General features: G+C 63.6%; 20 protein-coding genes and 1 tRNA gene. 5 read left to right on the top strand and 16 right to left on the bottom strand.

The genetic code is table 11. The annotated features are described in order from the left end of the window. Positions 1–6: 6 nt before the first annotated feature. The 11 genes from ACFRJ9_RS04135 to ACFRJ9_RS04085 form a co-directional block, all read right to left on the bottom strand. Positions 7–903: a chain-length determining protein gene (locus ACFRJ9_RS04135; protein WP_377664738.1), complete on the bottom strand. Its 897-nt coding sequence runs from the start codon at positions 901–903 to the stop codon at positions 7–9. Further along, the gene (locus ACFRJ9_RS04130) at positions 891–2342 is read right to left on the bottom strand and encodes an O-antigen ligase family protein (RefSeq protein WP_377664736.1); all 1452 of its coding nucleotides are present in this window, start codon (positions 2340–2342) and stop codon (positions 891–893) included. Before ACFRJ9_RS04130 ends, ACFRJ9_RS04135 begins: the two co-directional genes overlap by 13 nt. Continuing rightward, a complete protein-coding gene (locus ACFRJ9_RS04125; protein ID WP_377664734.1) occupies positions 2339–3616 on the bottom strand; it encodes a glycosyltransferase family 1 protein in 1278 nt (425 codons plus the stop codon). Before ACFRJ9_RS04125 ends, ACFRJ9_RS04130 begins: the two co-directional genes overlap by 4 nt. After that, complete coding sequence (locus tag ACFRJ9_RS04120) at positions 3613–5127, bottom strand: oligosaccharide flippase family protein (RefSeq protein WP_377664732.1); 1515 nt, start codon at positions 5125–5127, stop codon at positions 3613–3615. The genes ACFRJ9_RS04125 and ACFRJ9_RS04120 overlap by 4 nt, the downstream gene beginning before the upstream one ends. Then, positions 5124–6197, bottom strand: a complete 1074-nt coding sequence (locus ACFRJ9_RS04115; RefSeq protein ID WP_377664730.1) for a glycosyltransferase family 2 protein — start codon at positions 6195–6197, stop codon at positions 5124–5126. Before ACFRJ9_RS04115 ends, ACFRJ9_RS04120 begins: the two co-directional genes overlap by 4 nt. After that, positions 6194–6856, bottom strand: coding sequence for an acetyltransferase (locus ACFRJ9_RS04110; protein WP_377664728.1), 663 nt, complete (start codon positions 6854–6856; stop codon positions 6194–6196). Before ACFRJ9_RS04110 ends, ACFRJ9_RS04115 begins: the two co-directional genes overlap by 4 nt. Then, positions 6853–8019, bottom strand: coding sequence for a DegT/DnrJ/EryC1/StrS family aminotransferase (locus ACFRJ9_RS04105; protein ID WP_377664726.1), 1167 nt, complete (start codon positions 8017–8019; stop codon positions 6853–6855). The genes ACFRJ9_RS04110 and ACFRJ9_RS04105 overlap by 4 nt, the downstream gene beginning before the upstream one ends. Then, complete coding sequence (locus ACFRJ9_RS04100; RefSeq protein ID WP_377664724.1) at positions 8016–9035, bottom strand: NAD-dependent epimerase/dehydratase family protein; 1020 nt, start codon at positions 9033–9035, stop codon at positions 8016–8018. The genes ACFRJ9_RS04105 and ACFRJ9_RS04100 overlap by 4 nt, the downstream gene beginning before the upstream one ends. After that, positions 9032–10141: a Gfo/Idh/MocA family protein gene (locus ACFRJ9_RS04095; RefSeq protein WP_377664722.1), complete on the bottom strand. Its 1110-nt coding sequence runs from the start codon at positions 10139–10141 to the stop codon at positions 9032–9034. The genes ACFRJ9_RS04100 and ACFRJ9_RS04095 overlap by 4 nt, the downstream gene beginning before the upstream one ends. A 61-nt stretch (positions 10142–10202) precedes the next feature. Continuing rightward, entirely contained in the window at positions 10203–11879 is a 1677-nt protein-coding gene (locus ACFRJ9_RS04090) for a sugar transferase (protein WP_377664720.1), read from the bottom strand. A 266-nt stretch (positions 11880–12145) separates the two neighbouring features. Then, positions 12146–12403 carry a hypothetical protein gene (locus ACFRJ9_RS04085; protein WP_377664718.1) on the bottom strand — a complete coding sequence of 86 codons (258 nt, stop codon included), beginning with the start codon at positions 12401–12403 and terminating at the stop codon, positions 12146–12148. 39 nt (positions 12404–12442) lie between these two features. On the opposite strand from ACFRJ9_RS04085, the gene ACFRJ9_RS04080 reads away from it, so the two are divergent. Further along, on the top strand, positions 12443–12676 hold the full coding sequence (locus ACFRJ9_RS04080; protein ID WP_377664716.1) for a DUF5703 family protein: 234 nt from the start codon (positions 12443–12445) through the stop codon (positions 12674–12676). A gap of 13 nt (positions 12677–12689) precedes the next feature. Here the strand turns inward: ACFRJ9_RS04080 and ACFRJ9_RS04075 are convergent, their stop codons facing one another. Both ACFRJ9_RS04075 and ACFRJ9_RS04070 read right to left on the bottom strand, forming a co-directional pair. Beyond that, positions 12690–13850: an acyl-CoA dehydrogenase family protein gene (locus tag ACFRJ9_RS04075; protein WP_377664714.1), complete on the bottom strand. Its 1161-nt coding sequence runs from the start codon at positions 13848–13850 to the stop codon at positions 12690–12692. A gap of 28 nt (positions 13851–13878) precedes the next feature. Then, on the bottom strand, positions 13879–15183 hold the full coding sequence (locus ACFRJ9_RS04070; RefSeq protein WP_377664712.1) for a M20/M25/M40 family metallo-hydrolase: 1305 nt from the start codon (positions 15181–15183) through the stop codon (positions 13879–13881). 266 nt (positions 15184–15449) lie between these two features. Here ACFRJ9_RS04070 and ACFRJ9_RS04065 point away from each other — a divergent pair. Both ACFRJ9_RS04065 and ACFRJ9_RS04060 read left to right on the top strand, forming a co-directional pair. Then, positions 15450–15532: transfer RNA gene (locus ACFRJ9_RS04065), tRNA-Leu, on the top strand. A 120-nt stretch (positions 15533–15652) separates the two neighbouring features. Continuing rightward, on the top strand, positions 15653–16621 hold the full coding sequence (locus tag ACFRJ9_RS04060) for an alpha/beta hydrolase (protein WP_377664710.1): 969 nt from the start codon (positions 15653–15655) through the stop codon (positions 16619–16621). A 91-nt stretch (positions 16622–16712) separates the two neighbouring features. Here ACFRJ9_RS04060 and ACFRJ9_RS04055 read toward each other — a convergent pair whose 3' ends face one another. Genes ACFRJ9_RS04055 through ACFRJ9_RS04045 form a run of 3 tightly spaced genes read right to left on the bottom strand, consistent with a single transcriptional unit; the run spans position 16713 to position 20337 of the window. Next, entirely contained in the window at positions 16713–17639 is a 927-nt protein-coding gene (locus ACFRJ9_RS04055; RefSeq protein ID WP_377664708.1) for a MaoC family dehydratase, read from the bottom strand. Continuing rightward, entirely contained in the window at positions 17636–18976 is a 1341-nt protein-coding gene (locus ACFRJ9_RS04050; RefSeq protein ID WP_377664706.1) for a 3-oxoacyl-ACP reductase, read from the bottom strand. Before ACFRJ9_RS04050 ends, ACFRJ9_RS04055 begins: the two co-directional genes overlap by 4 nt. Before the next feature lie 8 nt (positions 18977–18984). Next, positions 18985–20337, bottom strand: coding sequence for an acetyl-CoA C-acetyltransferase (locus tag ACFRJ9_RS04045; RefSeq protein ID WP_377664704.1), 1353 nt, complete (start codon positions 20335–20337; stop codon positions 18985–18987). Here ACFRJ9_RS04045 and ACFRJ9_RS04040 point away from each other — a divergent pair. Together ACFRJ9_RS04040 and ACFRJ9_RS04035 are read left to right on the top strand one after the other, a co-directional pair. Next, positions 20336–21100 carry a TetR family transcriptional regulator gene (locus ACFRJ9_RS04040; RefSeq protein WP_377664702.1) on the top strand — a complete coding sequence of 255 codons (765 nt, stop codon included), beginning with the start codon at positions 20336–20338 and terminating at the stop codon, positions 21098–21100. The two genes, ACFRJ9_RS04045 and ACFRJ9_RS04040, sit on opposite strands and share 2 nt — an antisense overlap. A 46-nt stretch (positions 21101–21146) precedes the next feature. Further along, on the top strand, positions 21147–23261 hold the full coding sequence (locus tag ACFRJ9_RS04035) for an acyl-CoA dehydrogenase (RefSeq protein ID WP_377664700.1): 2115 nt from the start codon (positions 21147–21149) through the stop codon (positions 23259–23261). Positions 23262–23339: the final 78 nt, after the last annotated feature.

Here is a 23339-nt window from a genome sequence, read left to right as displayed (position 1 = left end):
CACCCGTCAGACCCTGGTCTCTTTCACGGCTGTTTTCCCTGTTGCCCTCGCGTTGATGGTGTCGCGAAATGTCTCGTTTCCTGGAAAAGCGTCGGCGTCGGAGCCGTGCTCCATGACGTCGCGGAACGCCAGTTCGTCACGGTGTTTGAGGGAGCTTGCCTTGGACCGTTCAGCGGGCGCTTCCGGGCTTTTCCCTGGCGGGGCCTCATTGCTGCTGGTGTCCGAGTGCTTCTTACGGGTCCCCTTCTGGCGGCGCGGGGCCGCTTTCGGTGATCGTTCCCTTGCTGCCTCAACTCCCCTGGCCGCTGAAACGGCGCCGATGACAAGGACCAGGCCGGCAACAGCGACGACGATCAGGGAGCGGAGGCGGCTGGAGAACTGCTCCGTGGCGTCATCGGGTGCAGCAATCATGATCGAGGTGAAGAGGTACTGTTCGGCCGCGCCGTTGACCGATTGGATGGTCTTGAGGTCCTCCTCCAACCGGGTGCCGAGGGCATGGACTGTGGCGATGGCCGATTCCTTGCTGTCAGCTGCCGCCGAGATTTCGATGAGGAAGGACGACGGAGGGCGTGCAACGGTGAAGTCTGTGCTCAGGCCGCCGCTCTTCATGGCCTCCCCCGTGGAATCGTCGCTGAGCCTTGTGGCGACCACCTGCGCGATCAGTGATGAGTCGGCGGAGCGGAGGTAGGGATTGTCCGCGTTGAGGTTCCGGAGGGCGGGGTCCTTCTCCATCTCGGCCTCGGAGGGGATCTTCGGATTCACGATTGCGTAGGTTGCTTTGGCCTCGTAGAGCCGTGGCGCAAAGGAGTACACGTACACGGCCGCGATTGCTGTCAGCAGCAGTACGGGAAGCACCACGAGCTTGTGGTGCCACAGTGTCTTGAGTACGGCTATCGGGTCCATGTGATGTCCTCGAATCTGGTGCTGGTAAAGCGTTCGGTGGGTTGGAGTGGGGGCGTTCCGCTGCTGGTGCTGGTCTGTCTTCGCAGCACCAGCTCGCGCTGGATCATGATCCAGGTTCCGCCGGCCAGGCCAACGATGAACGGGTAGGTCAGGGTGAAGACCGGGAAGGCCATGGAATCGAAGGTGAGTGCGCAGACAGCCGCTACGATGCCTCCGGCCGCCACGGCCCCGGCGAGCGCCCGGAGTGCAGGTACTCGGGACGCGCGGGCTGCGATGGCCGCTGAGAGGCCAGGAAGCGCCAAATAGACGGCCGTGGCGATGAAGCCGACGATGCCCAAGGTCACCAAGGAGTTGAGGTACTGGTTGTCCAGGATGTACAGGGCGTTGCTGGGCAGGTAGTTTCCGGGGCCCAGGCCAAGGACGGGATTCTCCGCAACCATGGCGGCTACGCGGGGATAGTTGTTGGTCCGTGTGGTGATGGAGGGGTCGCTGTCCCCGGCTGTGAAGGATGACGTCAAGGTCCCCACCAGCCCGGGCATGGCCACAAACAGTACGGCCAAGGCCGCCGGTGCGGTGATGACAGCCCAGTTTCGGGCCGGTTTTGGCATGAACGGGATGAACACCAGGAGTCCGAGGAAGAGCCCGAGCACCCCCGAGCGGGAGACGGTGGATGCGATGGCGAAAACCAGCAAGGCCGTTCCGGTCCAGTGGAACCACTTACGGCCGATGGGGTCGTACAGGCCCCGCCAGATGGACAGGGGCAGCAGCATGGAGCAGACCACCGCCAGTTCGATGGAATGGAACGTACTGCCGGCCACCCGCACCAAGTAGCCACGGACTTGGAATGCGGTGTTGCCTCCGTTGTCCGTGAACCCGGGAAGCGCCTCCTGGATCCACACCATCGGGTTGATCCGGAAGACGAACTGTACTGCTGCGACCAAACAGCAGAAGAACGCTCCGGCGAGGATTGCCCGTACCAGCGACATCGCATGGTTCACGGTCCGGACGGCCTCTGCCGTGACGAGGATGATTCCGCCGCTCGCGAGGACGAGTATCAGCCACCGGTCGGCGGCGGCCTGTGATGCGGCGCTGGTGTCCCCGGACAGACCGGAGAACATGGCTACGTAGGAAGCGCACGTGGCCACCCACAGCAGACCTATCGCCAGCCTGCCCGGGTGCCTGCCCTTCAGGGGATGGTTCAAGCCGAAGAGCATGGAGCACACCCAGAGGGCCAGGAGCAGCAGGGCCAGGAGGACGGGCACGGTTCCTACGGCCCCCAAGGGCTTGATGACCATGTTCGAAGGGAAGAAGAAGACCCCGAACGCTGCGAACTGCAACAGCAGGGAGACGTGGCCTGATGTGGCGGGATTCACCGTAAGGTCATCCACTCCGACTTCTGGAGCGGGAGGGAAGACCAGGGCTTTGCGTGCTGACCTCATGGTTGGACACCGTCCGCGGGGGCCAACCGGTGGTCCGCAAGGGTGGAGGGTGCACTGGTGCAGGCAGCCTCCACCAGGTCCGCGAAGGTACTTTGGGTTGCGGCCCAATTGGGCCGGTCCCGGCCGGCAATGCTGATTGCCCGTGCCGCAATGTCAGGGGCGCTGACTACCTCCGCGAGGGCTGCGGCGAGCCCGGCGGGCGTTGCGGATGCCCAGATTGGTCCTGCCTCTGTGAGGAGGCCCGACGCGAAAGCTGCCTTGTTAAGTACGGGGACGTTGCCGGCGGCCAGCAGCTCTCCTGGTACCAGTGAAATGTTCGTGAAGGATATGGCCAGGCCTGCGATGGTTCGGTTGTACAGCTTGTTGAGTTCCCGGGGAGCCAGGTTGCCGTGGTTGGTGACGGGCACTGACCATCCGGTGATCACATCGCCGTAGATGTGGATTTCTTGTTCGGGGTGTAGCGCGTGGAATTGTTCGAGTGCCAGTTTGGCGAGGAGGTAACCGCGCCGATCCACCGACTTCTTGGCGTAGTAGACCACTCCCGTGCGCGGTGCCTGTCCGGCGGTATGGAGGAGCCGGTAAACGCCCGTGTCGCAGCCGAAGGGAACTACCGCTCCCGGGGCAAACCCCAGTTCGGCCTTCATGGCTTCACCGATCATCGCTCCCAGGGCAACGTTGGTGAGGCCCAGGCGGTAGCTGTCTTCAGCAAGCGCGTAGTGTGCTCCCCTGGGGTAGAAGTACGGTTCGTAGTCCTGGATGAAGTAGAAGAGATGGACGCCGCGCGGGGCCCTTGCGGCAACAACATGTGCCGTGGGCCAGGAACTCGCGACGATGGCGTCCACCCCTTCCATTCCATCCGTGGCGCTGCGAACCACGGCACGCAGCTCCGGCCAGTATCGGCGGATGGTCTCGGTGTGCCGGTCTACGTCGTCGTCATTGCGGTCGTAGAGGAACAAGGTGCACTGATGTCCCCGGTCTTCAAGGCCTTTGACCATGCGGAAGAACGTGGTGTGCCCGCCCGAGCCGGGCGCTGGTGGGGTGCAGACCCAGCCAACAGACAGCGGTGCCGCCGTGCGCCGGGCCGGGGCTTCGCGGTAAACGAGTCCGGGATCGCAGATGTCGGGTTCCCGCAAGGGAAGGCTGGGCTCTGACAAATGCCAGGCGTCCACCATCGTGTTCGCTGCCCGGGCCATCACGGTCCGCGCCACCGAAGCGAGGCCGTCCCTGCGGACACGCTTGATAACGAAGTCAAGGTTCTTCAGAGTGGGCTTCATGGCGTACCGGTTCTTCCCTGCGTGGAAGCATGCGGTGACGTTTCATCGCTCGCGGTCCCCTTGGCGTGCAGCAAGGAGCGGATCTCCCCGGCCAACGCCCTGCCTTGGCGGAACGTCAGGAGGGCGTAGGTCATGGTCCCGAGCAATGCGCCCGCGACCACTGCGAGCACGGGGTCGGTGATCCCGTTGGTACCCAGCCAGGCAACGAGCCCTGCTGCGCTGGCGGCCAGAAGCGAGGGAAGGCTTCCCCCCATCAGCTGCCAGGCGGAGATTCGCAGGACCGATGTCAAGGCTTTGACGTAGAGGGGAATAACCACGAGGCAGGCAACGGTGGCGTGGGCTATGCCCGCGCCCGCTATACCCCACTGCGTTATGCCCACGTACAGTGCCGGTGCGAGGGCGACAAGCCACGCCACCTGGACCCAGAAAAGCCACCCGGTCCGACCAGCGCCCAAACTCAGGTCGGCGAAGAGCTCCACAAGGATCCGCGTGGCACCGAACACCCCCAACGTGGCCAGTGCGATCCCGGCCGGGGCCCAGGCCTCACCGTAGGCGGTCACGATCAGCGGATGGGCCAACGCTATGAGCAGGGCGGAAATGGGGAAAGCACAGTACGAAACACCGGCCACGAACCTGGCCGCGAGCGTGCCAAGCGTGCCTTCGGCGAAGAGCCGGCCGAATGTCGGCACCGCTGTTGCGCGGATGACTGCCGTGATCACTGAACTTGGTAGGCCGGCCAGGTTGAAAGCGAGCAAATACAAGCCCAGGGCCGTCGGGTCCAGCATCCGGCCGATCAACAGGTAGTCCATGTTGAGGGTGACAAACACCACGAGGTTCGCCATGGCCAACGGCATTCCCAGGCGCAGGATCTCCCCCGCCACGGTCCGGTCAAAACCGGGCGCATAGCGTTTGGGGGTGATGATCCAATACCCGACCATGGCAACAAGCTGGCCGCCTACCCTGGACCAGGCCAGAGCCATGGCGCCCCAGCCGTCCAGGGCCATGGGAACCACGAGCACCAGGACCGTCAGAACGCTGCCGACGTCGACGACGACACGCGGCTTCTGCAGGAACTCCCGCCACACCATCGTGGACGGGACAGCGCCGATCCCCTGCAAGAGGATGGTGATGGAGAGCACCTGGATGACCGGTGTTGCGGCGGGATCGTCAAAGGCCGCGGCCAGTGCCGGCGCCAAAGCAATAGCGGCCGCCGTCATGATCCCGCTTGTCACCAAAGCGATACTGAAAACGGTGGGGGCGATCTTGTCCGGATCCCCGTTGCCCCTTGCCAGCGCGGCAGTCGCGCCAAGCTCGGCCATGTTGGTGGCAATTGTCTGGACCACGATGGCGACAGCAAGAGCGCCAAAGTGCTCCGGCGCAATCATCCGGGCAACGATGATAGTGGTGGTGAACTGGACGATCCTGCCCAACGCCATGTTGACCCCGCCCCAGACCGTGGCGTTCGCGGCCCGGTGGCCCAGCGTGCGGTCCTGACCTCGGACGGTAGTCATGAGATCCCCGTCATCGCCCACAGGCGCCAGCGGACGCGGTCCAACTGGCTACGCACAAACTCAGCAGCGGACGGACCCGTCCCGGGCCTCTTGCCGCTGGCGGCCCGGGTAATCCGCGACTGAAGCGCGTTGGCCCTGTGGATGTTGCCAGGGACATCATGCAGGCATTCGATGAACTTTCGGAGTTCCGTGGCGGCTTCCACTGAACCGCCGCGGGTGGTCTCCCTGAACCCGAGCTGGGCTGCTTCCTTGCTCAGTGCACGCTTTGCCCGCTGCAACTGCCTGGCCCGGGTCTCCGGGGACGACGGAAAGCGGGGATCCTCAAGGACGCGGAAGGCCTCAAGCCGGTGATGGAGGTCCACGGCAGCGGCCGCGTACTCCGTTTGGTGCATGTTCGCCCCATGGACCCGGTAGTACGCCTGGACTGGTCCGTTGATCCGGCCCACATCCCAGGACCCCGCAGCCCGCAGCCAATACTCAAGATCTCCCGAGTGCGGCAGCGCCGCACTGTACGCGCCGATGCTGAGAACAGCTTCCGTCCGCATGACCACTTCGGGGGAAAGGATGAAGTTCCGACCCCGTGCACAGGCCAGGGAGATCCACCCCTTGCCTCCCCACACGGTCCATGTGGTGTGCTCATGCAAAGCCCGCGGCGGCGGCTGGTCCGTGAAGTCCTTGGGGAGGCCGTACACCATCCCCACCCGGGGGTTCGCTTCCATCAACGCCGCGGCACGTGCCAAGGCCCCCGGCGCGATCAGGTCATCGGCCGAGAGCAGCGTGACATAGCGGTTCCTGGCCCTGGAGAGGCCGTCGTTGTACGTGGCGATGTGCCCCTGGTTCTTTTCATGGAATACCACTGAAACGCGTTTATCCGCCAAGGCCAGTTGCAAGGCCACGCCGGCACTGTCATCCGTGGAGGCGTCATCAACCACTATGACCTCAACGTTCACACCCTCCTGCGTCAGTGCACTCGCTACGGCGTCCGGCAGGTACCGGCCATAGTTGTAGCAAGGAACCACCACCGAGACACTCGGCCGGCTTCGCAGGGGAATGGGACGCGTGAGTTTCACTGGATGCCCTCCAGCGCCGGCGAATTGCCCCGCCGGATCACCCGGGCCGGCACACCGGCCCAAGTCTCGTCCTCGGGGACATCGGTCAGTACTGCGGCCCCCATGCCGATTGTCGCCTTGGCGCCGACGGTCCGGCGCTCGCGGACACTGGCGTTCATCCCGATGTAGGCGGCACGGCCGATGTGGACGTTACCGCCAAGGGAGACGCCCGAGGCGAACGTCGCGAAGTCGCTGATGACGTCGTCGTGCGTGAAGGTGACCCCTGGCATGGCCACGACATGGCTGCCGAGCGTCACCGACGCTGTCATGCTGACATGGGCCAGAAGGATGCTTCCGCGGCCTATCATGCATCCCTCGGGCACATGGACTGAGGGATCGATCGCTGTGGCGTAGCGGTCCTCGGCGAGTCCGAGGGCGCGCAGCCTCATCACGACGCTTTCCCGGCCGCTGCCGGAACCAATGCACACCAGGAGGAGGGCGTGGGGGAATTTCAAGGCATCGCGGATCGGGCCGAGCACATGGGCGCCGTCCACCACCCGCCCAAGCTTGTCCTCGTCGTCGTCGAGGATCCCGATGACGTCGAACGGCCCGCTGCTGCGGACCATGGCAAGCACTTCCCGGGCCAGGCCGCTGGCCGCGATGAGGAGGAGTTCGCTCATGTTCCCCGCCCGGCGGCGTGGAGCACCGATTCGATGACGCGGGCTTGGTCGCCCTCTTCGAGTTGGTGATACAGAGGCAGGATGAGGGTGTGGTTGGTGAGCCACTCAGTGTTTTCCAGTGAGGCCCTGCCGGTGTCCTTCCCCGCGTAGGCAGGCTGGAGGTGAGCGGCCATGATGCCTCGCCGGGCGGAGATTCCGTCCTGGGCCAGCCGTTCCATCAGGGCGTCCCGGTCCAGGGTGAAATCTTCCCCGACTTCCAGCCAGCACGATTGGTAGTTTCCGGTACCGTAGTCGGGGTCCCGTACCAACCGCAGGCCTTCGACGCCGGCTAGAGCCTCAGCGTAGGCGTCGGCCAAGTCACGCCGGCGCTGCACAGCCTCCCTGAGCCGTCCCAGTTGAACGATTCCGACGGCGGCCTGAAGATCGGTCATGCGGTAGTTGAACCCCACCTCGAGGTACTCCTCCGGGGGAGCGAGGATGTTGGCGTGACGGTCGGTGGCCGAAACGCTCATGGCGTGTTCGCGGAGCCGGCGGGACCTGTCGGCGAAGTCCTGCCGGGACGTTGAAAGCATTCCGCCTTCGCCTGTCGTAAGGATCTTGCGGGGGTGGAACGACCACGCGGCAACCTCGGCGCCGGAACCTACCGGGCGCCCACGGTACCGGGAACCGATGGCGCATGCGGCATCTTCGACCACTGTGATGCCCAACGGGTCGCAGAGGACCCGGAGGGATTGAAGGTCCACCGGAACTCCGCCTTGGTCAACAGCGATGACAGCTTTCGTCGCCGGGGTCAGGGCGGCCGCAATGGTTTCAGCGGTCACGCAACCCGTCACGGGGCTGACATCAGCGAACACCGGACGTGCTCCCACGTAGGTTGCTGCGTTCGCGGTGGCAATGAAGGAGAAGGAAGGAACCACCACGTCATCGCCTGGACCTACACCGGCTACGGCGAGCGCCAGATGCAGCGCTGAGGTGCAGCTGGAGGTTGCGACGGCGAAGCCAGCCTGCTGCTCGAGGGCGAACGCTTCCTCGAACTGCCGGACTTTGGGGCCTTGGGCCACCCAACCGGATGCGATCACCTCGGCGACGGCTTGGGCTTCCTCGGCGCCAAGCCATGGCTTCATGACGTCTATGCGCCGCAAGCCGGTCTCCTGTGCGGTCATCGTGCACCTACTGCCGGAGCCTCGGGGCGACCCACGAGCCGTGCTGCCGCGATTTCCCCGCGGAGCGGCTGCCACCAGGAAACCAGCGACCGCAGGCCGTCATCCAGGCCAACGGCTGCCTCGAAACCAAGGTCCTCCCTGGCTGCGGTGACGTCCGCCAGGCGGCGAGCCACGCCGTTCACTGCGCGCTCCGGACCGTGTTCCAGATGCAGGGGCGAGTCCATGACTCTGAGCAAGGTGTGTGCCAAGTCGGCCAGGCTGGTTTCGGTACCGCTGGCCACGTTGTACACGCCTTCCTGCACATCGCTGAGGGCCGCCAGGACGTTGGCCCTTGCGACGTCTGCGGTGTGGATGAAATCCATGGTTTGTTCCCCGCTGCCGAAAATCAGTGGAGGTTGGCCGTCCACGATCCGTTCCATCCACCGCACCAGCACCTCGGTGTACAGTCCGTGGACGTCCATTCGGGGGCCGTAAACGTTGAAGTACCGGAGCAGGACGTAATTCAGTCCCGACATGGCACGGAAGCTTCTGGCCATTCCTTCGTTGAACGACTTTGATGCGCCGTAGAAAGTGTCGTTGTTGTGGTGGTGATGGTTCTCTTTGGTGGGAAACTGTTCGGCCATGCCGTAGACGGACGCGCTTGAGGCCGAGATGAGTTTGTCCACTTTGTGGTCCGCGGCAGCTTCGAGGACGTTGAAGGTCCCGTCAACCAAGACCTCAAGGGCCAGCCGAGGCTCTTCTGCGCACTGCGTGATGCGGATGGCAGCCTGGTGGAACACCAGATCCTTGCCTTGGGTGAGGTCATGGACAAGGTCGCGGTCCCGCAAGTCGCCTTCGACCAGGCGGACCCGTTCGCTGGCCAAAGCGTCATCCAGGTTTGCCCGGCGGCCCCGGACGAGGTTGTCCAGTACGTCGACGTGCGCCGCCCCGGCGTCGAGCAACTGATCAACGAGCGTGGAGCCTATGGTTCCGGCGCCGCCTGTGACCAGCACGTTGGCGCCGAGCAGCTCTTTCACCGCGCAACCTGGAGGTTGACCTCGTTGCCGGCCACCACCGTGGACCGCCCGTCGGTGCCCAGGCTTTGGGTGACGGCTTCAAGGACTGACAGAACCCGGAGCCCGGATTCGCCGCTGGTTCGGGGTGTGGTGTGGTTCCTGATTGACGAGGCAAGTTCTGCCACTACCTGTCCCAGCGGTTCGCGTTCCTGCAGCGCCGGCGACCACGTGTCCCCAAGCCGGTAGGAGATAGCGGAGGCCTTCTTGTCCGCTGCGGACCGTGGTTGATGGTCCAGGCTGACCCCGCGGTCATAGACGCTGAGGCGCTGTTGGGGGTTCAGGTCATCCCACACAAGGGTCCTCTTTGATCCTCCGATGATCATTTGGCGGATCTTCGTGGGGCTGAGCCAGTTCACGTGGATGTGGACCATGGCGTCGTTGGGCAGCCCGAACGTCAGGTGTCCCACGCAGTCCCGGCCAGTGCCCAGCGGATCGGCACCGTGGGCGGCAATTTCCGTGGGGTGCAGTCCGCCGGGGAGGACAAAGTCCAGGATTGCGAGGTCATGCGGGGCCAGGTCCCAGAAGACGTTGACGTCTGGTTGGACGAGTCCAAGGTTGATGCGGACCGAATCCACGTACAGGATGTCGCCCAAGGCGCCGCTGGCCACCAGTTCCTGGATTTTCAGGACTGCCGGGGTGAAGCAGTACGTGTGGTCTGCCATGAGGACCAATCCCCTGGCTTTGGCTTCCTCCACCATTTCAATGCCTTTGGCGCGACTGTCGGCCAGCGGCTTCTCCACCAGCACGTGCTTGCCGGCGCGCAGGGCAGTCATCACCACGCCGTGATGGGTATGCGCGGGCGTTGCCACAGCGACGGCGTCCAGGTTGTACGTATCCAGGAGTTCGTCCAAGGACTCGACGACGGGCACTCCGCCAACCGTCTCAGCGAGCTTCAGCCCGCGTTCGACGTCGAGGTCGCAAATGGCCACCAAGTCCCAGTCGGGGCTCGCTTTCAAGTTCCTGGCAAGGTTGGGGCCCCAGTAGCCGGCCCCAACTACCGCAATCCGCAGCCGCGGCCGCAGCCCATTGCCGTTCAGTTGGCCTGATGGAATAGTTCGTATGCTCATTTCCCACTCAGATCTGTGTTGGTAGCTCGGTTCTCGGTTGGTTGGTACTGCTTGCTTGAAGCTAATAGGCGCCTGACGGTCTGGTCATGGCCCGGAAAGTCCGCCACATGATCATGAAGTCGCCGGCAATTGACCAGTTCTCCACGTAGTAGAGATCCAGCCGGACGGCCTCGTCCCACGGAAGGTCTGATCGTCCGTTGATCTGCCACAATCCTGTGATGCCTGGTTTGATCAGGAGCCTTCGGTGGGTGTGGCGTTCATAGCCGCTGACTTCTCGCGAAAGCGGCGGCCGTGGACCCACCAGGCTCATGTTTCCCACCAGGACATTCCAGAACTGGGGTAGTTCATCCAGGGAGTACTTGCGCATCCAGCGGCCGCACTTGGTGACGCGGGGATCACCGCGGATCTTGAACAGGACACCTGCGCCTTCGTCCTGGTTGCTGAGCTCACCCAGACGGGCTTCGGCATCCACCACCATTGAGCGGAACTTCAGCATCTGGAAGGTGGTGCCGCGCTTTCCGATCCGTTCCTGCCGGAAGAGGACGGGCCCCGGGCTGTCCGCGCTGACGATCAGTGACAGGACCAGGAGCAGCGGCGAGAGGAGAATCAACGCGGCCGAGGACACCGCAACGTCCATGAGCCGCTTCAGTGTGTGCTTTCCACCGGAGTAGTGCGGGATGTCCACGTGCATCAGGGGCAGGCCTTCCACGGGGCGCCAATGGATACGCGGACCGGCGACGTTGGTCAGTGTTGCCGCCAGGACCAGTTCGGCGGCATCTTCTTCCAAGCGCCACCCCAGTTCCTGGATGAACTGGTGGCCACCGGGAACGGGGCCGGCAACGATCACGGCGTTCGCCCCTGTCTGCCGGACCGTGTGGGCAATTCCGTAGATAGAGGACAGGACGGGGACATGTACTTGATCCACCACGAGAACGGCTCCGCGCCGCGCGCCCGGGAGGCAGGCTCCGAGGATGTCGTAGACGGCTCCGGACTTGCGGTTGATTTGCTTGATGACGTACCTGACGTCCTGCGGTTCACCCACCACGATCGCCCGTGAGAGGCAGCGGCCGCGGGACTTCTCGTGGCTCAGCCAGCGCCGGAACCCCCACCTGCTTCCTGTGAGCGCCACCAATCCAAGTGGCAGGGAGACCAGGACGAAGGAGCTTACGGCTTCAAGACGAAGAATGACGGCCACCAGGCCCAGGAAGCCGAAGACGCGAAGGCTGGCCGAGAGTACGCGCTTGTACTCCTCCGGCCCGACGCCCAGGACTTTTGGATCCCTTGTCCTGTAGACCTCCAAGGCTGCCAGCCATGCGGTTCCCAGGATCAATCCGAGGGCCAAGTGGCCCGTCATGCCGTAGCCGCCCGTGGACGCCGGTCCGTCGGTGTTCAGGACGTAGCCGGCAAAGACGGCTGCCGCCACCAGGGCGGTATCAGCAACCCGCAAGCTGGTGGTCAGGAAGCGGGTCCAGGTGGACGCATGCCGGCGGGGTGCCCGCACACGGGAGTGCCGGTGGGTGACTGGCGGCACGAGGTCCAGGGTGACATCCGGCCTCTGTGCCGCCAGTCCCGCCTTTTCAGTCCGTTGTGCAGCAACGGACTTGTCAATCCAGGGAGACAGCGGCGGATTGACGTCGGCAATGGCGGGTCGTGCCGTGAACGCTGCGCCCACGGTGGCATGGGCCGCACCCTTGGGTGCCGCTACCTTGCCCGTACGCAAGACTGGAACTTTCACCATGTCAGCCTTCTTTTCAGACCTGCCAATGCCTACATTCAGTGAAGCGGCGGCGGTCTGGAGGCGCACCAGTAGTCGGTACTCAAGTTTGCGCAGGATTACCCATTGTGCCTACGTGCGAGTACCTAGCTGACGGTGGCGGGACTACGTGCTTCCATACCTGCCGGCCAGTGGAAAAACCCCGGAAAACCGGGGCTGAACCGCCACAATCGAGGCCGGTAAAGGGCACAAAAAACCGGCCACCCCAGGGTGGCCGGTTTTATCAGTAACTAGTCCTCAAGGCTTTCCAGGTCTTCGTCGAGGATTTCGTCATCGTCCTCGTCTTCGTCGTCGAACACTTGCAGCGGAGTAACCTCGGAATAGGCCTCATAGAGTGCGTCTTCGTAAACTTCGAAGGCATCTGCGACAGCGAAAAAAGCGGCTTCGACGGTTGGGTCACCCTCACCCCGCCGGGCAGAAGCGGCGGCAAGATGCTCTTCCAAGGCGCCAGTCAAGGACTGAAGCGCGACACGCGGATCGATGCTCATGACTTCACGTTAGCCCGAAAAGGACGAAAATGGAGAGGGATGAGAGAACAATTTCCAGGCAGCTCCATAGAGCGCCAACGAGACTATGCACGTCAGTACGAGTACCTCGTTCTGACCGTGGGACCTGACGATTCGCTGCCCGACGCCCGGCGCCGGCTCGCGGAACATTCCGAGTACGGCAAGTGGGAACTGGAACGCAGCGTCCTCTATGTCGGGGGCGGGCGGCGCTTCTGGCTCCGCCGGAAGGTCTATTCGGTGCAACGCACGGTATGACCCTTAGCGGACGCTAATCAGCCAGGGGACCCAGCCAGGCGTTCGCCACTGTGTTGTGCGCTGATTCATCGTTGGAGGGATGGAAGATGCCCGCAAGCACGTCCCTGTACAGCCTTTCCATCTCGGAGCCCTTGAAGTAGCTGGATCCTCCCGTGACCCGGATCGCCAGGTCCACCACGTGCCGGGCGTTTTCCGTAGCCCTGGACTTGAGGCCCACCAGCTTGGGGAACCATTGCGCACCATGGTCCACCCGGTTGTCTATGTCCCTGGCTACCGAGGCAATCTGGGGGTAGATCCCGTCCAGCGCCAAAGCAGCGTCGGCAACCTTCCACCGGATATCCGGGTCCTGGGCGAAACTGCGGCCACCGTGTTTGGCCGAAACGCGACGCTTCACATTTTCCACGCCCAGTGTGAAAGCACGCTCCGCTACACCGGTGTACACAGCGGCGAGCAGTGTTTCGAAACAAGCGAAGATGGCGAAGATCAGCAGGTCCTGGTTGGGTCCCACCGGCAATTTCCGGAAAATCCGTTCGGGGGGCACCACGGCGCCATGCAGGAGCGTTGTATTTGAAGCACTCGCGCGCATGCCCAAGGTGTCCCAGTCGCTCAAGGTCTCGTGGCCGGGCTCATCGCGGCGGAGAAAACCGAAAACCAGTTCCCCTTCACCGTTCCGCCCGTCTGGATCCTTGCCGAAAGTTCCCAGCCGGGTCCAACCGCGCGAAAGACTGGTGAAGATCTTCCGGCCCGTGAAACGGTAACTTCCGTCAGGCAAGGGCTCGGCGACGGTTCCCGAATCGAACAACATGGAGTCGTTGCCGGCCTCCGAAATACCGAACGCAAAGATCTCCCCCTGCCCGGCTTCCTTCAGCACAGCGTCCAAGGACGTGTCGCCCCGGGCTGCCATGACATGCGCGACGCCGGTCCAGACCAAGTGCATGTTCACAGCCAACGCGGTGGCCGGGGCAGCCGTGGCGAGACGCTGCTGCAGCCCGGCTACCGCTTCGAGACCGAGTCCCCAGCCGCCGTCGGACTCTGGCACGAACAGCTTGAGGTAGCCGGCCGCCGCCAGGTCCTCAAGGTCCTCGTGGAAGAACTGGTTGTTCTGGTCGTAACCGGCAGCACGTCCACGAAGGCGTTCAAGGAGGGCATCGGGCAGGATATCTTCAGGAGCCATCGCGGGGCCTTCTTCCGGAAATTGCTTCCTAGTAGTTGCTGAGCAGCGTGTTCAGTACCCGGGCACCGAACTGGAGGGACTCTGCAGGGACGCGCTCGTCCACGCCATGGAACATTCCCGTGAAATCAAGGTCGTCCGGCAGCATCAACGGAGCGAATCCGTAGCCGGTGATGCCGATCTTGCTCAGCGATTTGTTGTCCGTGCCGCCGGAGAGGGTGTACGGAAGGACTTTGGCCCCGGGGTCCTCGGAGTGCAGCGCGTCGATCATTGAGTCCACCAGGTTGCCGGCGAACGGCACCTCCAAGGAGACGTCCTTGTTGACGTAATTGATCTCGATACCGTCTCCGGCGAGTTCCTTGATGGTCTCGAACACCAGCTCCTGCTGGCCCGGCAGGGTACGGCAGTCCACGAATGCCTCGGCCGACTCAGGGATGACGTTGTGCTTGTAGCCCGAACGCAGGAACGTGGGGTTGGACGTGTTCTGCAACGTGGCACCAACGAACCGGGCCACCGTGCCCAGTTCCTTCAGGAGGATGTCGGGGTTGTCGGCATCGAACTCGACGCCGGTCAGTTCAGTCACGCCGTCAAGGAACTGGCGCGTGGTGGGCGTCAGTTCCACCGGCCACTTGTACTCACCGATTCGGGTCACTGCAGCTGCAAGCCGGGTGACGGCGTTGTCCGTGTTGATCTGGGAGCCGTGCCCTGCCCGGCCGTGGGCCACCAGCCGCAACCAGGAGAGACCCTTTTCCGCGGTTTGAAGCAGGTAGGTCCGTTGTCCGCCAATAGTGGCGGAGAAGCCGCCCACTTCGGAGATGGCCTCCGTGGCGCCGTCGAAGAGCTCGCGCCGGTGTTCCACGGCGTAGCGGGCACCGTACGTGCCGCCGGCTTCCTCATCGGCAAAGAAGGCAAAAATGATGTCTCGCTTGGGTTTGCGGCCGGTCCTGGCAAAACCGCGCATCACCGACAGGATCATGGCATCCATGTCTTTCATGTCCACAGCGCCACGGCCCCAGACCAGCCCGTCTTTCAGTTCGCCGCTGAAGGGATCAACGCTCCACTGGTCTTTGAGGGCAGGAACGACATCCAGGTGTCCGTGGACTACCAAGGCGTCGGCGGACGGGTCTTCGCCCGCCATCCGGGTCACAACATTCGCTCGTCCCGGGGCCGATTCGAAGATCTCGGCCTCCAATCCGACTTCGGTGATCAGCCCGGCGGTGTATTCGGCCGCTGCGCGCTCTCCCGGTCCGGTGTCGTCGCCGAAGTTGGAGGAGTCGATGCGGATGAGCTCCTGGCAGATCCGGACAACTTCGTCTTCGGGGCGGATGACAGACATGGAAACTCTCCTTGCGTGGCTGGGCTGCAGGTCCGGAGACGCGCACTGCGGATCCCGCGTGTGTCCCGTCCCGTGTCCCATCAGCCTACTCACCAGCGGCCGGAGGAGTCAGGAATCAATGCGCGCAGGAGTCTCCGAATGACTGCGTACCAGCCCTGACCAGCACGGATTTTTCAGTGACCCGAAACCGTGTTAGAGTTTTTCTCGCTGCTTCGGAGGAAAGTGAAGCACCGGAAGGTGCGGAACGGTCCAGCTGAACACCACCTGCGCGGGTGGCGGAATGGCAGACGCGCTAGCTTGAGGTGCTAGTCCTCGAAAGGGGGTGGGGGTTCAAGTCCCCCTCCGCGCACAATCACAAGGCCTGGAATCCACGGATTCCGGGCCTTGTTTGTTTTGCCGGGAATTCATGGTGCGAATTAGAATGCGAGCTTGATCACAATTGTTTCTTCCCAGTTCATCTAAGGAAAACATGGCCGGCTCCGAAGACATTCTTGGTCCTGATTACTCCGTCAGGACACTGACCCTCCAACCCGATGCCGAGGGCGATGTCGTAGCCACCCTGGTCTCAAGGAAAATCCCGGATCCCACCGGCCGGGCGGTGCTGTACGTCCACGGCTTCGTTGACTACTTCTTCCAAACGCACCTCGCGGATGAGTGGATCCAAGCTGGCTATGACTTCTATGCCCTGGACCTCCGGAAGTACGGGCGTTCCCTGCTCCCCCACCAGACACCCAACTATATTGAGTCCCTGGAAAGCTACGACGAAGAACTTGATCAGGCGGCCCGCATCATCAAGGAGGACGACGGGCATGATGTCCTGGTGGTCCTAGGCCACTCAACAGGTGGCCTGGTGACCAGTTTGTGGGCCAACAGGCGGCGATTCGACGGGATCATCGATGCCCTGGTCCTCAACAGTCCTTGGTTCGACCTCAACAAGCCTTTCCTGCAACGCACGGTGGGTACCGCCGTCGTAAACCGCCTGGCGACCTATCAGCCGCGGCGACGCGTGGGTTCCCTGGGTGATCGGTATGGACGGAGCCTGCACGCTGACACAGGTGGAGCATGGGATTTCAACCTCAGCTGGAAGCCGCTGGAGGGGTTTCCGGTCCTGGCCGGATGGCTGCGTGCCATCAGGCGCGGACACACCGAACTTGCCAAGGGCTTGGATATCGCTTGCCCTGTGCTGGTGTGCGCCTCAACAGCCAGTGCAGCTGAGACGGCGCCGTTGGAGACCATCAATTCCTCGGACATCGTCCTGGACGTGAGGCACATTGCACAGCGCAGCACGCGTCTGGGCCATTTGGTCACGTTGGCAAGGATCGAGGGCGGCATCCATGACCTCGCGCTGTCCGCCGAACCGGCTCGGAGCAGGTTCTTCGAGGAGGTTTTCCGCTGGACGGGGGCGTATGTGCCGCAAAGCGCGGCGGCGAGCCACTAGCCAAACGACGACGGCGGCGGTCACTTTCCGGTGGCCGCCGCCGTCATTTTTGTCCCGCTCAGTTTTGTCCCGTTCAGTCCACTGCGGCGACTCAGTCCACGGCAGTGACGCTGCCCGTGAAATGGCGGCGGCCGCTGCGTGGATTCCAGGCGACGAAGTCCGAGCGCAGCCATGTACCCGAAGCCGAGGGCACCGTGGTGATGTCCAGGGCCACCTTTGCCGGAAGGAAGACCGGAGCCTCGAACGCGACATCCCAGGTGAAAGCATCCGACTTGGCCGCGCCAACGTCAGCCAGTGCACGGGAGGCAAGGTACATTCCATGGGCTATGGAACCGCGCAGTCCCAACGCTTTAGCCGAGAGGACGCTGAGGTGGATCGGATTGAAGTCACCTGAAACAGCGGCGTAGCTTCGCCCTGTGTCCAACCCCAGTTGCCAGAGCGCTGTTGGATCCGGCGGTGAAAAATCCGCCATCGTTACGGTTCCGTTGGAGCTGCCCGGCTTGTCGATGCCAGGCAGGAAGACGCCTTTGGCGAGATAGGTCGAGACGCCCCTCCACAGCAATTCATGCGTTGATGCGGCCCGCACCTCGGCAACCACGTCCAACTGCGTGCCGGCCCTATGACCTGAAAGGCCCTCGGCCCAGGAACGGATGTCCAACGCCTCCGAGAACTGGATGGGAGCATACTGCTGGACGTGGTTCTTCAGGTGGATCATGCCAAGGAGCGGCAACGGGAAATCGTCGCGGTTCATGACGCTCATTGATACGGGAAAAGCCAAGGCATGGACGAAGCCCGCCGGGAGCGCGTCACTGGCGGTCTCCCCGAGCAGGTGCTGGTAGGCAGTCAGGTTCCCAACGTCTGCCCGGACACCCCGGACCTCATGGCTGACGGCGGGCAGTTTGTTCTTTCCGCCGGATGCTCCCAATACCCTGCGGCGGGCGGCCGTCGCTGCCGCATTGACGTAGAGCTTGGACAGTGAGGGCAGCTCGCCAAGGATGACCGGCTGGGCAGGGTTCATGCGCCCACCAGTTGTTGGCCGCAGACGCGCAACACTCCCCCGGAAATGCCGCCGGCGGCATCGCTGGCCAGGAAAGCGATGGCCTCGGCAACGTCCTGGGGCTGTCCGCCCTGCTTGAGCGAGTTCAACCTGCGGGCAGCTTCCCGGATGGCAAATGGCATCCTGGCTGTCATCTCCGTTTCGATGAACCCCGGTGCCACCGCATTGATGGTCCCACCGAACGGTTCCATCAGGCCGGCGGTGGACCTCACCATGCCGATCACGCCGCCCTTGGAGGCGCCGTAGTTGGTCTGGCCCCTGTTGCCGGCGATGCCGCTGGTGGAAGCCACGGAGACAATCCGCGGCGAATCCTTGAAGTGCTCCGATGCCAGAAGGGCCTCGTTGATGCGCAATTGGGCGGCAATGTTGACGGCGATGACGGACTGCCAGCGTCCCTCGTCCATGTTGGCCAGGAGCCTGTCACGAGTGATCCCGGCATTGTGGACCACGATGTCGAGCCTGCCGTGGCGTTCCACGGCGTGCTCGATGATCCGGTGGCCGGCGTCGTCCCGGCTGATGTCAAGCTGCAGTGCCGTTCCCCGGACCTCGTTGGCTACGGCTGCCAGGTGATCCCCTGCCGCGGGGATGTCCACAGCCACGACCTTGGCGCCGTCCCGGTGCAGCGTACGGGCGATGGCCGCTCCAATGCCCCGGGCCGCTCCCGTCACCACCGCGACCTTGCCGGCCAGTGGCCTGTCAGCATCCGCGGGCAGGCTGCCCGACGTCGAGCTGACCGTCAGGAACTGGCCGTCCACATAGGCGGACCGGCCGGACAGGAAGAAGCGCAACGCTCCCAGCGCCGAAGGGCTCGTGGTACTGAGGTCGTCCTCCAGGAGAATACCGTTGGCTGTTGCCCCGGCGCGCAATTCCTTGGCCAAAGATCGCAGCATGCCGTCGATTCCCTGCCGTGCGGCCGCTGACGCCGGAGATTGGGCCGAGCGGGATGTGCGGGAGATGGTGACCACACGGGCATTCGGCGCGAGGTCACGCAGCGAGGCAGCTGCGGTGAGGACGGGTTTGCCCAGGTCTTCGGGATGCTGGACAGCATCGAGCACCAGAATGATGGCACCCAGCTTTTCCTTGGGCAATGCATTGCGACGGACGTCCAGGCCCCAGCCCAGAAGCGTGGTTGCAATGTCGTCGGCCCCGGCGCTATCGCCGTTGACCAGGACCGGCCCGGTGATTAACGGCGCACCGGATTGGTGCCGACGCAACACAACAGGTTGCGGAAGGCCGAGTCGCTTGGCGACGTCCTTGCCCAGTCCCTGACTGACGATCTGGGTGTACTTGTCTGTCATGGCGCTCCCTACGCTGCTTCCAGGATGGCGACGACGCCCTGGCCGCCTGCGGCACAGACCGAAATCAGGCCACGAGCCGGCCGTCCATCAACGGTGCCCTTCTCATGCAGCATCTTCGCAAGCGAAGCCACGATCCTTCCACCTGTCGCAGCGAAGGGGTGCCCCGCGGCCAGTGACGATCCATTGACGTTAAGCTTTGCGTGGTCCACCTTCCCCAGCGCCCCGTCGAGTCCCAGGCGTGTCCGGCCAAAATCTTCGTCTTCCCAGGCGGCCAGTGTGCTGAGTACGGTTCCGGCGAAGGCCTCGTGGATTTCGAAGAAGTCGATGTCTTCAAAGGTCAGGCCGTGGCGGGCAAGCAGGCGGGGTACGGCGAAGACAGGCGCCATGAGGAGTCCATCCTTACCGTGGACGAAGTCGACGGCGGCCGCCTCGCCATCCAGGACGGTGGCAAGCTTCGGCAGGCCATGGCTGTCTGCCCATTCTTCGGTGGCAAGCAGGACAGTGGAGGCGCCATCTGTCAGCGGTGTGGAATTCCCGGCTGTCATGGTTGCTTCGGAGCCAAGGTTCTTTCCAAAGACCGGCTTCAATGTGGAGAGCTTCTCCAGCGTGGTGTCCGGGCGAAGGTTGGAGTCCCGGGTGAGCCCGCGGTAAGGAGTGATGAGGTCATCGAAGAAGCCGCGTTCATAGGCTGCTGACAGGTTGCGGTGGCTGTTGAAGGCGAGCTCATCCTGGGCTTCACGGGCGATCTTCCACTGTGCAGTGGTGAGGGCCTGGTGCTCACCCATGGACAAACCGGTGCGTGGTTCTCCGGTGTTGGGTGCGTCGGGGGCGAGGTCTTTGGGACGGATGCGTCCGATGATCTTCAGCTTCTGCACCGGTGTCTTGGCGCGGTTGAGGTCCAGCAGAATTTCGCGGAGGCCCTCACTGACCGCAATCGGAGCATCGGATGCCGAGTCCACGCCGCCGGCGATAGCTGAATCAATCTGGCCAAGCTTGATCTTGTTGGAGAGTCCGAGGACGGTCTCCAGCCCGGTTGCGCAGGCTTGCTGGAGATCGTAGGCGGGAGTCTCCGGCGACAAAGCCGAACCCAGGACGGCCTCCCGGGTGAGGTTGAAGTCCCGCGAGTGCTTGAGTACTGCCCCGGCAGCAACCTCGCCGATGCGCTCGTCCTGGAGTCCAAACCTGGCGATCAGCCCTTCCAAGGCCGCAGTGAGCATGTCCTGGTTGGAGGACTTGACGTAAGCGCCGCCGGTGCGGGCAAACGGGATGCGGTTTCCGCCCACAATGACCGCCGATCGCGTTGCTTGTGGGGTGGTGTTCGATTCCCGGGTTCCGCCCGCGGTCACGTCTGCTGCAGCCATGCTTGTCTCCTTCGATCAATGCCAGTTACTGATACCCAGCGTACCTGATACGCTGGGTATCGTGAACAGTCGCCACGAAGAATTTGCCAGTGCCGCCGGTGCCCCGAGGGATGTCGGCGCTGCCGCCGTTGATGGGCGCGCTGCTCGGTGGCAGTCCCATCGCGAGGAGCGTCGCCGCGAACTGATCAAGACGGCTCGGAAGGCAGTCCACCGGCTGGGCAGTGACGCCTCCATGGAGGACATCGCCGGAGCCGCTGGCACCTCGAAGTCTGTCTTCTACCGCTACTTCGGAGACAAGGCGGGCCTGCAACAAGCCATGGGCGAGGTGGTGCTGGGGCAGATGCAGCGGCGCATGCAGGAAGCCGCCCAGTCGGCGCAAACGCCCCGCGAAGGGTTGTTCGCCATGGTTTCCGCGTATCTGCAAATGGCCGAATCCAGCCCCAACGTCTATGCCTTCATCACGCGGCTTACGCCCGGGGAAGCTTCCGCCCAGGACGCTATTGCAGCGTCCGGAGCGCTGGGGAACTTTTTCGAGCAGATCACGGACATGATCGCTACGCCCATGCGGGAGCACCTCGGTGAAGAGAAGGAATCCGTCATCATCTACTGGCCCACCGCCGCTATCGGACTCGTTAGGAACGCCGGCGAGATGTGGCTGGGAAGCCCCGCGAGCAGCGCCAAGCCGGACCAAGCCACCATGGCCGGGCAAATCACCGATTGGCTGTGCCTCGGAATCGCGCCCGAACTCAAGGCCACCACCTGACACCAGCAATGACTCATCAGTTGTCGGAACCAAAGAAGGAATCAACATGACTGAAGTAGTGGACCGGGCTTCATCAGCCCACCAGCCCTCTGGCCGCAATGACGCCGCCGCGCCCAATGGTGCCACTGGCCCGGAGCCGGTGGTCGACGTCGCTGCCCTTGGCGAGCAGCTCCTCGGAAAATGGGCCCACATCCGGCATCAGGCCCGCGCCGTAGCCGGGAATCCCGCAGTGCAAAAGATCGAAGGCCTCTCTCACACGGAGCATCGCGCCAGGGTGTTCGAGCAGTTGAAGTTCCTGGTGGACAACAACACCGTGCACCGGGCTTTCCCCACGCGCCTGGGCGGCTCCGATGACCATGGCGGCAACATCGCCGGCTTCGAAGAGATCGTCACGGCCGACCCCTCGCTCCAGATCAAGGCCGGCGTCCAGTGGGGCCTCTTCGGATCCGCAGTGATGCACCTGGGCACTGCGGAGCACCAGGACAAGTGGCTGCCCGGCATCATGAGCCTGGAGATCCCGGGCTGCTTTGCCATGACGGAAACCGGCCACGGCTCAGACGTTGCCAGCATCGCCACCACAGCCGCCTATGACGAAACAAGCCAGGAATTCGTCATCAACACGCCTTTCCGCGCGGCGTGGAAGGACTACATCGGCAATGCGGCCAATGACGGCTTGGCCGCCGTCGTGTTCGCCCAGCTAATCACCCGCAACGTCAACCGCGGCGTCCATGCCTTCTACGTGGAACTCCGCGATCCCGCCACCAAGGAATTCCTCCCGGGTATCGGCGGAGAAGATGACGGCATCAAGGGCGGACTGAACGGCATCGACAACGGTCGGCTGCACTTCACGGATGTCCGTATCCCCCGCACCAACCTGCTGAACCGCTACGGCGACGTAGCTGTGGACGGCACGTACTCCTCCACCATCGAGAGCCCCGGCCGCCGCTTCTTCACCATGCTCGGCACGTTGGTCCAAGGCCGCGTTTCCCTGGATGGCGCCGCGGTGGCCGCCAGCAAGGTGGCCCTCAAGACGGCCATCCAGTACGCCACCGAGCGCCGCCAGTTCAACGCTTCCTCTGCCACCGACGAGGAAGTTCTCCTGGACTATCAACGGCATCAGCGCCGCCTGTTCACGCGTCTTGCCACCACGTACGCGGCCAGCTTCGCCCACGAACAGCTACTGCAGAAGTTTGACGACGTCTTCTCCGGGGCCCACGACACCGACGCCGACCGCCAGGATCTGGAAACGCTGGCAGCCGCCCTCAAGCCGCTCAGCACCTGGCATGCACTGGATACCCTGCAGGAATGCCGCGAAGCCTGCGGCGGAGCCGGATTCCTGATCGAAAACCGTTTCGCGTCACTGCGGGCAGACCTCGACGTTTACGTCACCTTCGAAGGGGACAACACGGTCCTGCTCCAGTTGGTGGCAAAGCGGCTGCTGGCCGACTACGCCAAGGAGTTCCGCAGCGCGGACTTTGGTGTCCTGGCCCGGTACGTCGTTGACCAGGCAGCGGGGGTTGCCTTGCACCGGACCGGTTTGCGGCAAGTAGCCCAGTTCGTGGCTGACACAGGCTCGGTCCAGAAGGCAGCCCTGGCCTTGCGGGACGAGGAAGGCCAGCGGACCCTGCTCGCCGACCGGGTGCAGTCGATGGTGGCTGAAGTGGGTGCGTCCCTGAAGGGAGCCAACAAGCTTCCCCAGCACCAGGCGGCGGCGCTGTTCAACCAGCACCAGCACGAACTCATCGAAGCCGCCCAAGCGCACGCCGAACTGCTCCAGTGGGAGGCCTTTACCGAGGCGCTCACCCACGTCTCCGATGAGGGAACCAAGCGTGTCCTGACGTGGCTGCGCGACCTCTTCGGCTTGTCGCTGATAGAGAAGCACCTCTCCTGGTACCTCATGAACGGCCGGCTCTCCATGCAGCGTGGCCGGACCGTGGGCACCTATATCAACCGTTTGCTGGTCAAGATCCGCCCGCACGCCGTGGACCTCGTGGACGCTTTTGGCTACGGTCCCGAGCACCTGCGTGCTTCGATCGCCACCGGCGCGGAGGCTGCCCGCCAGGACGAGGCGCGCCAGCATTTCCGCGAGCAACGTGCCAGCGGAAGCGCGCCCGCCGACGAGAAAACCCTCCTGGCTCTCAAGGCATCAAAGTCCCGATAGCATCACTTCGCGTCCGCGCGGTGAACAGTCGCGGAACTTTCGCCAAGCACGACGGCGCCGCCCCCACCAAAGGGGGCG

The organism is Paenarthrobacter sp. NPDC056912 (assembly GCF_042786555.1).
Lineage (GTDB): Bacteria > Actinomycetota > Actinomycetes > Actinomycetales > Micrococcaceae > Arthrobacter.
This window is presented reverse-complemented; position numbering and strand designations above follow the sequence as displayed.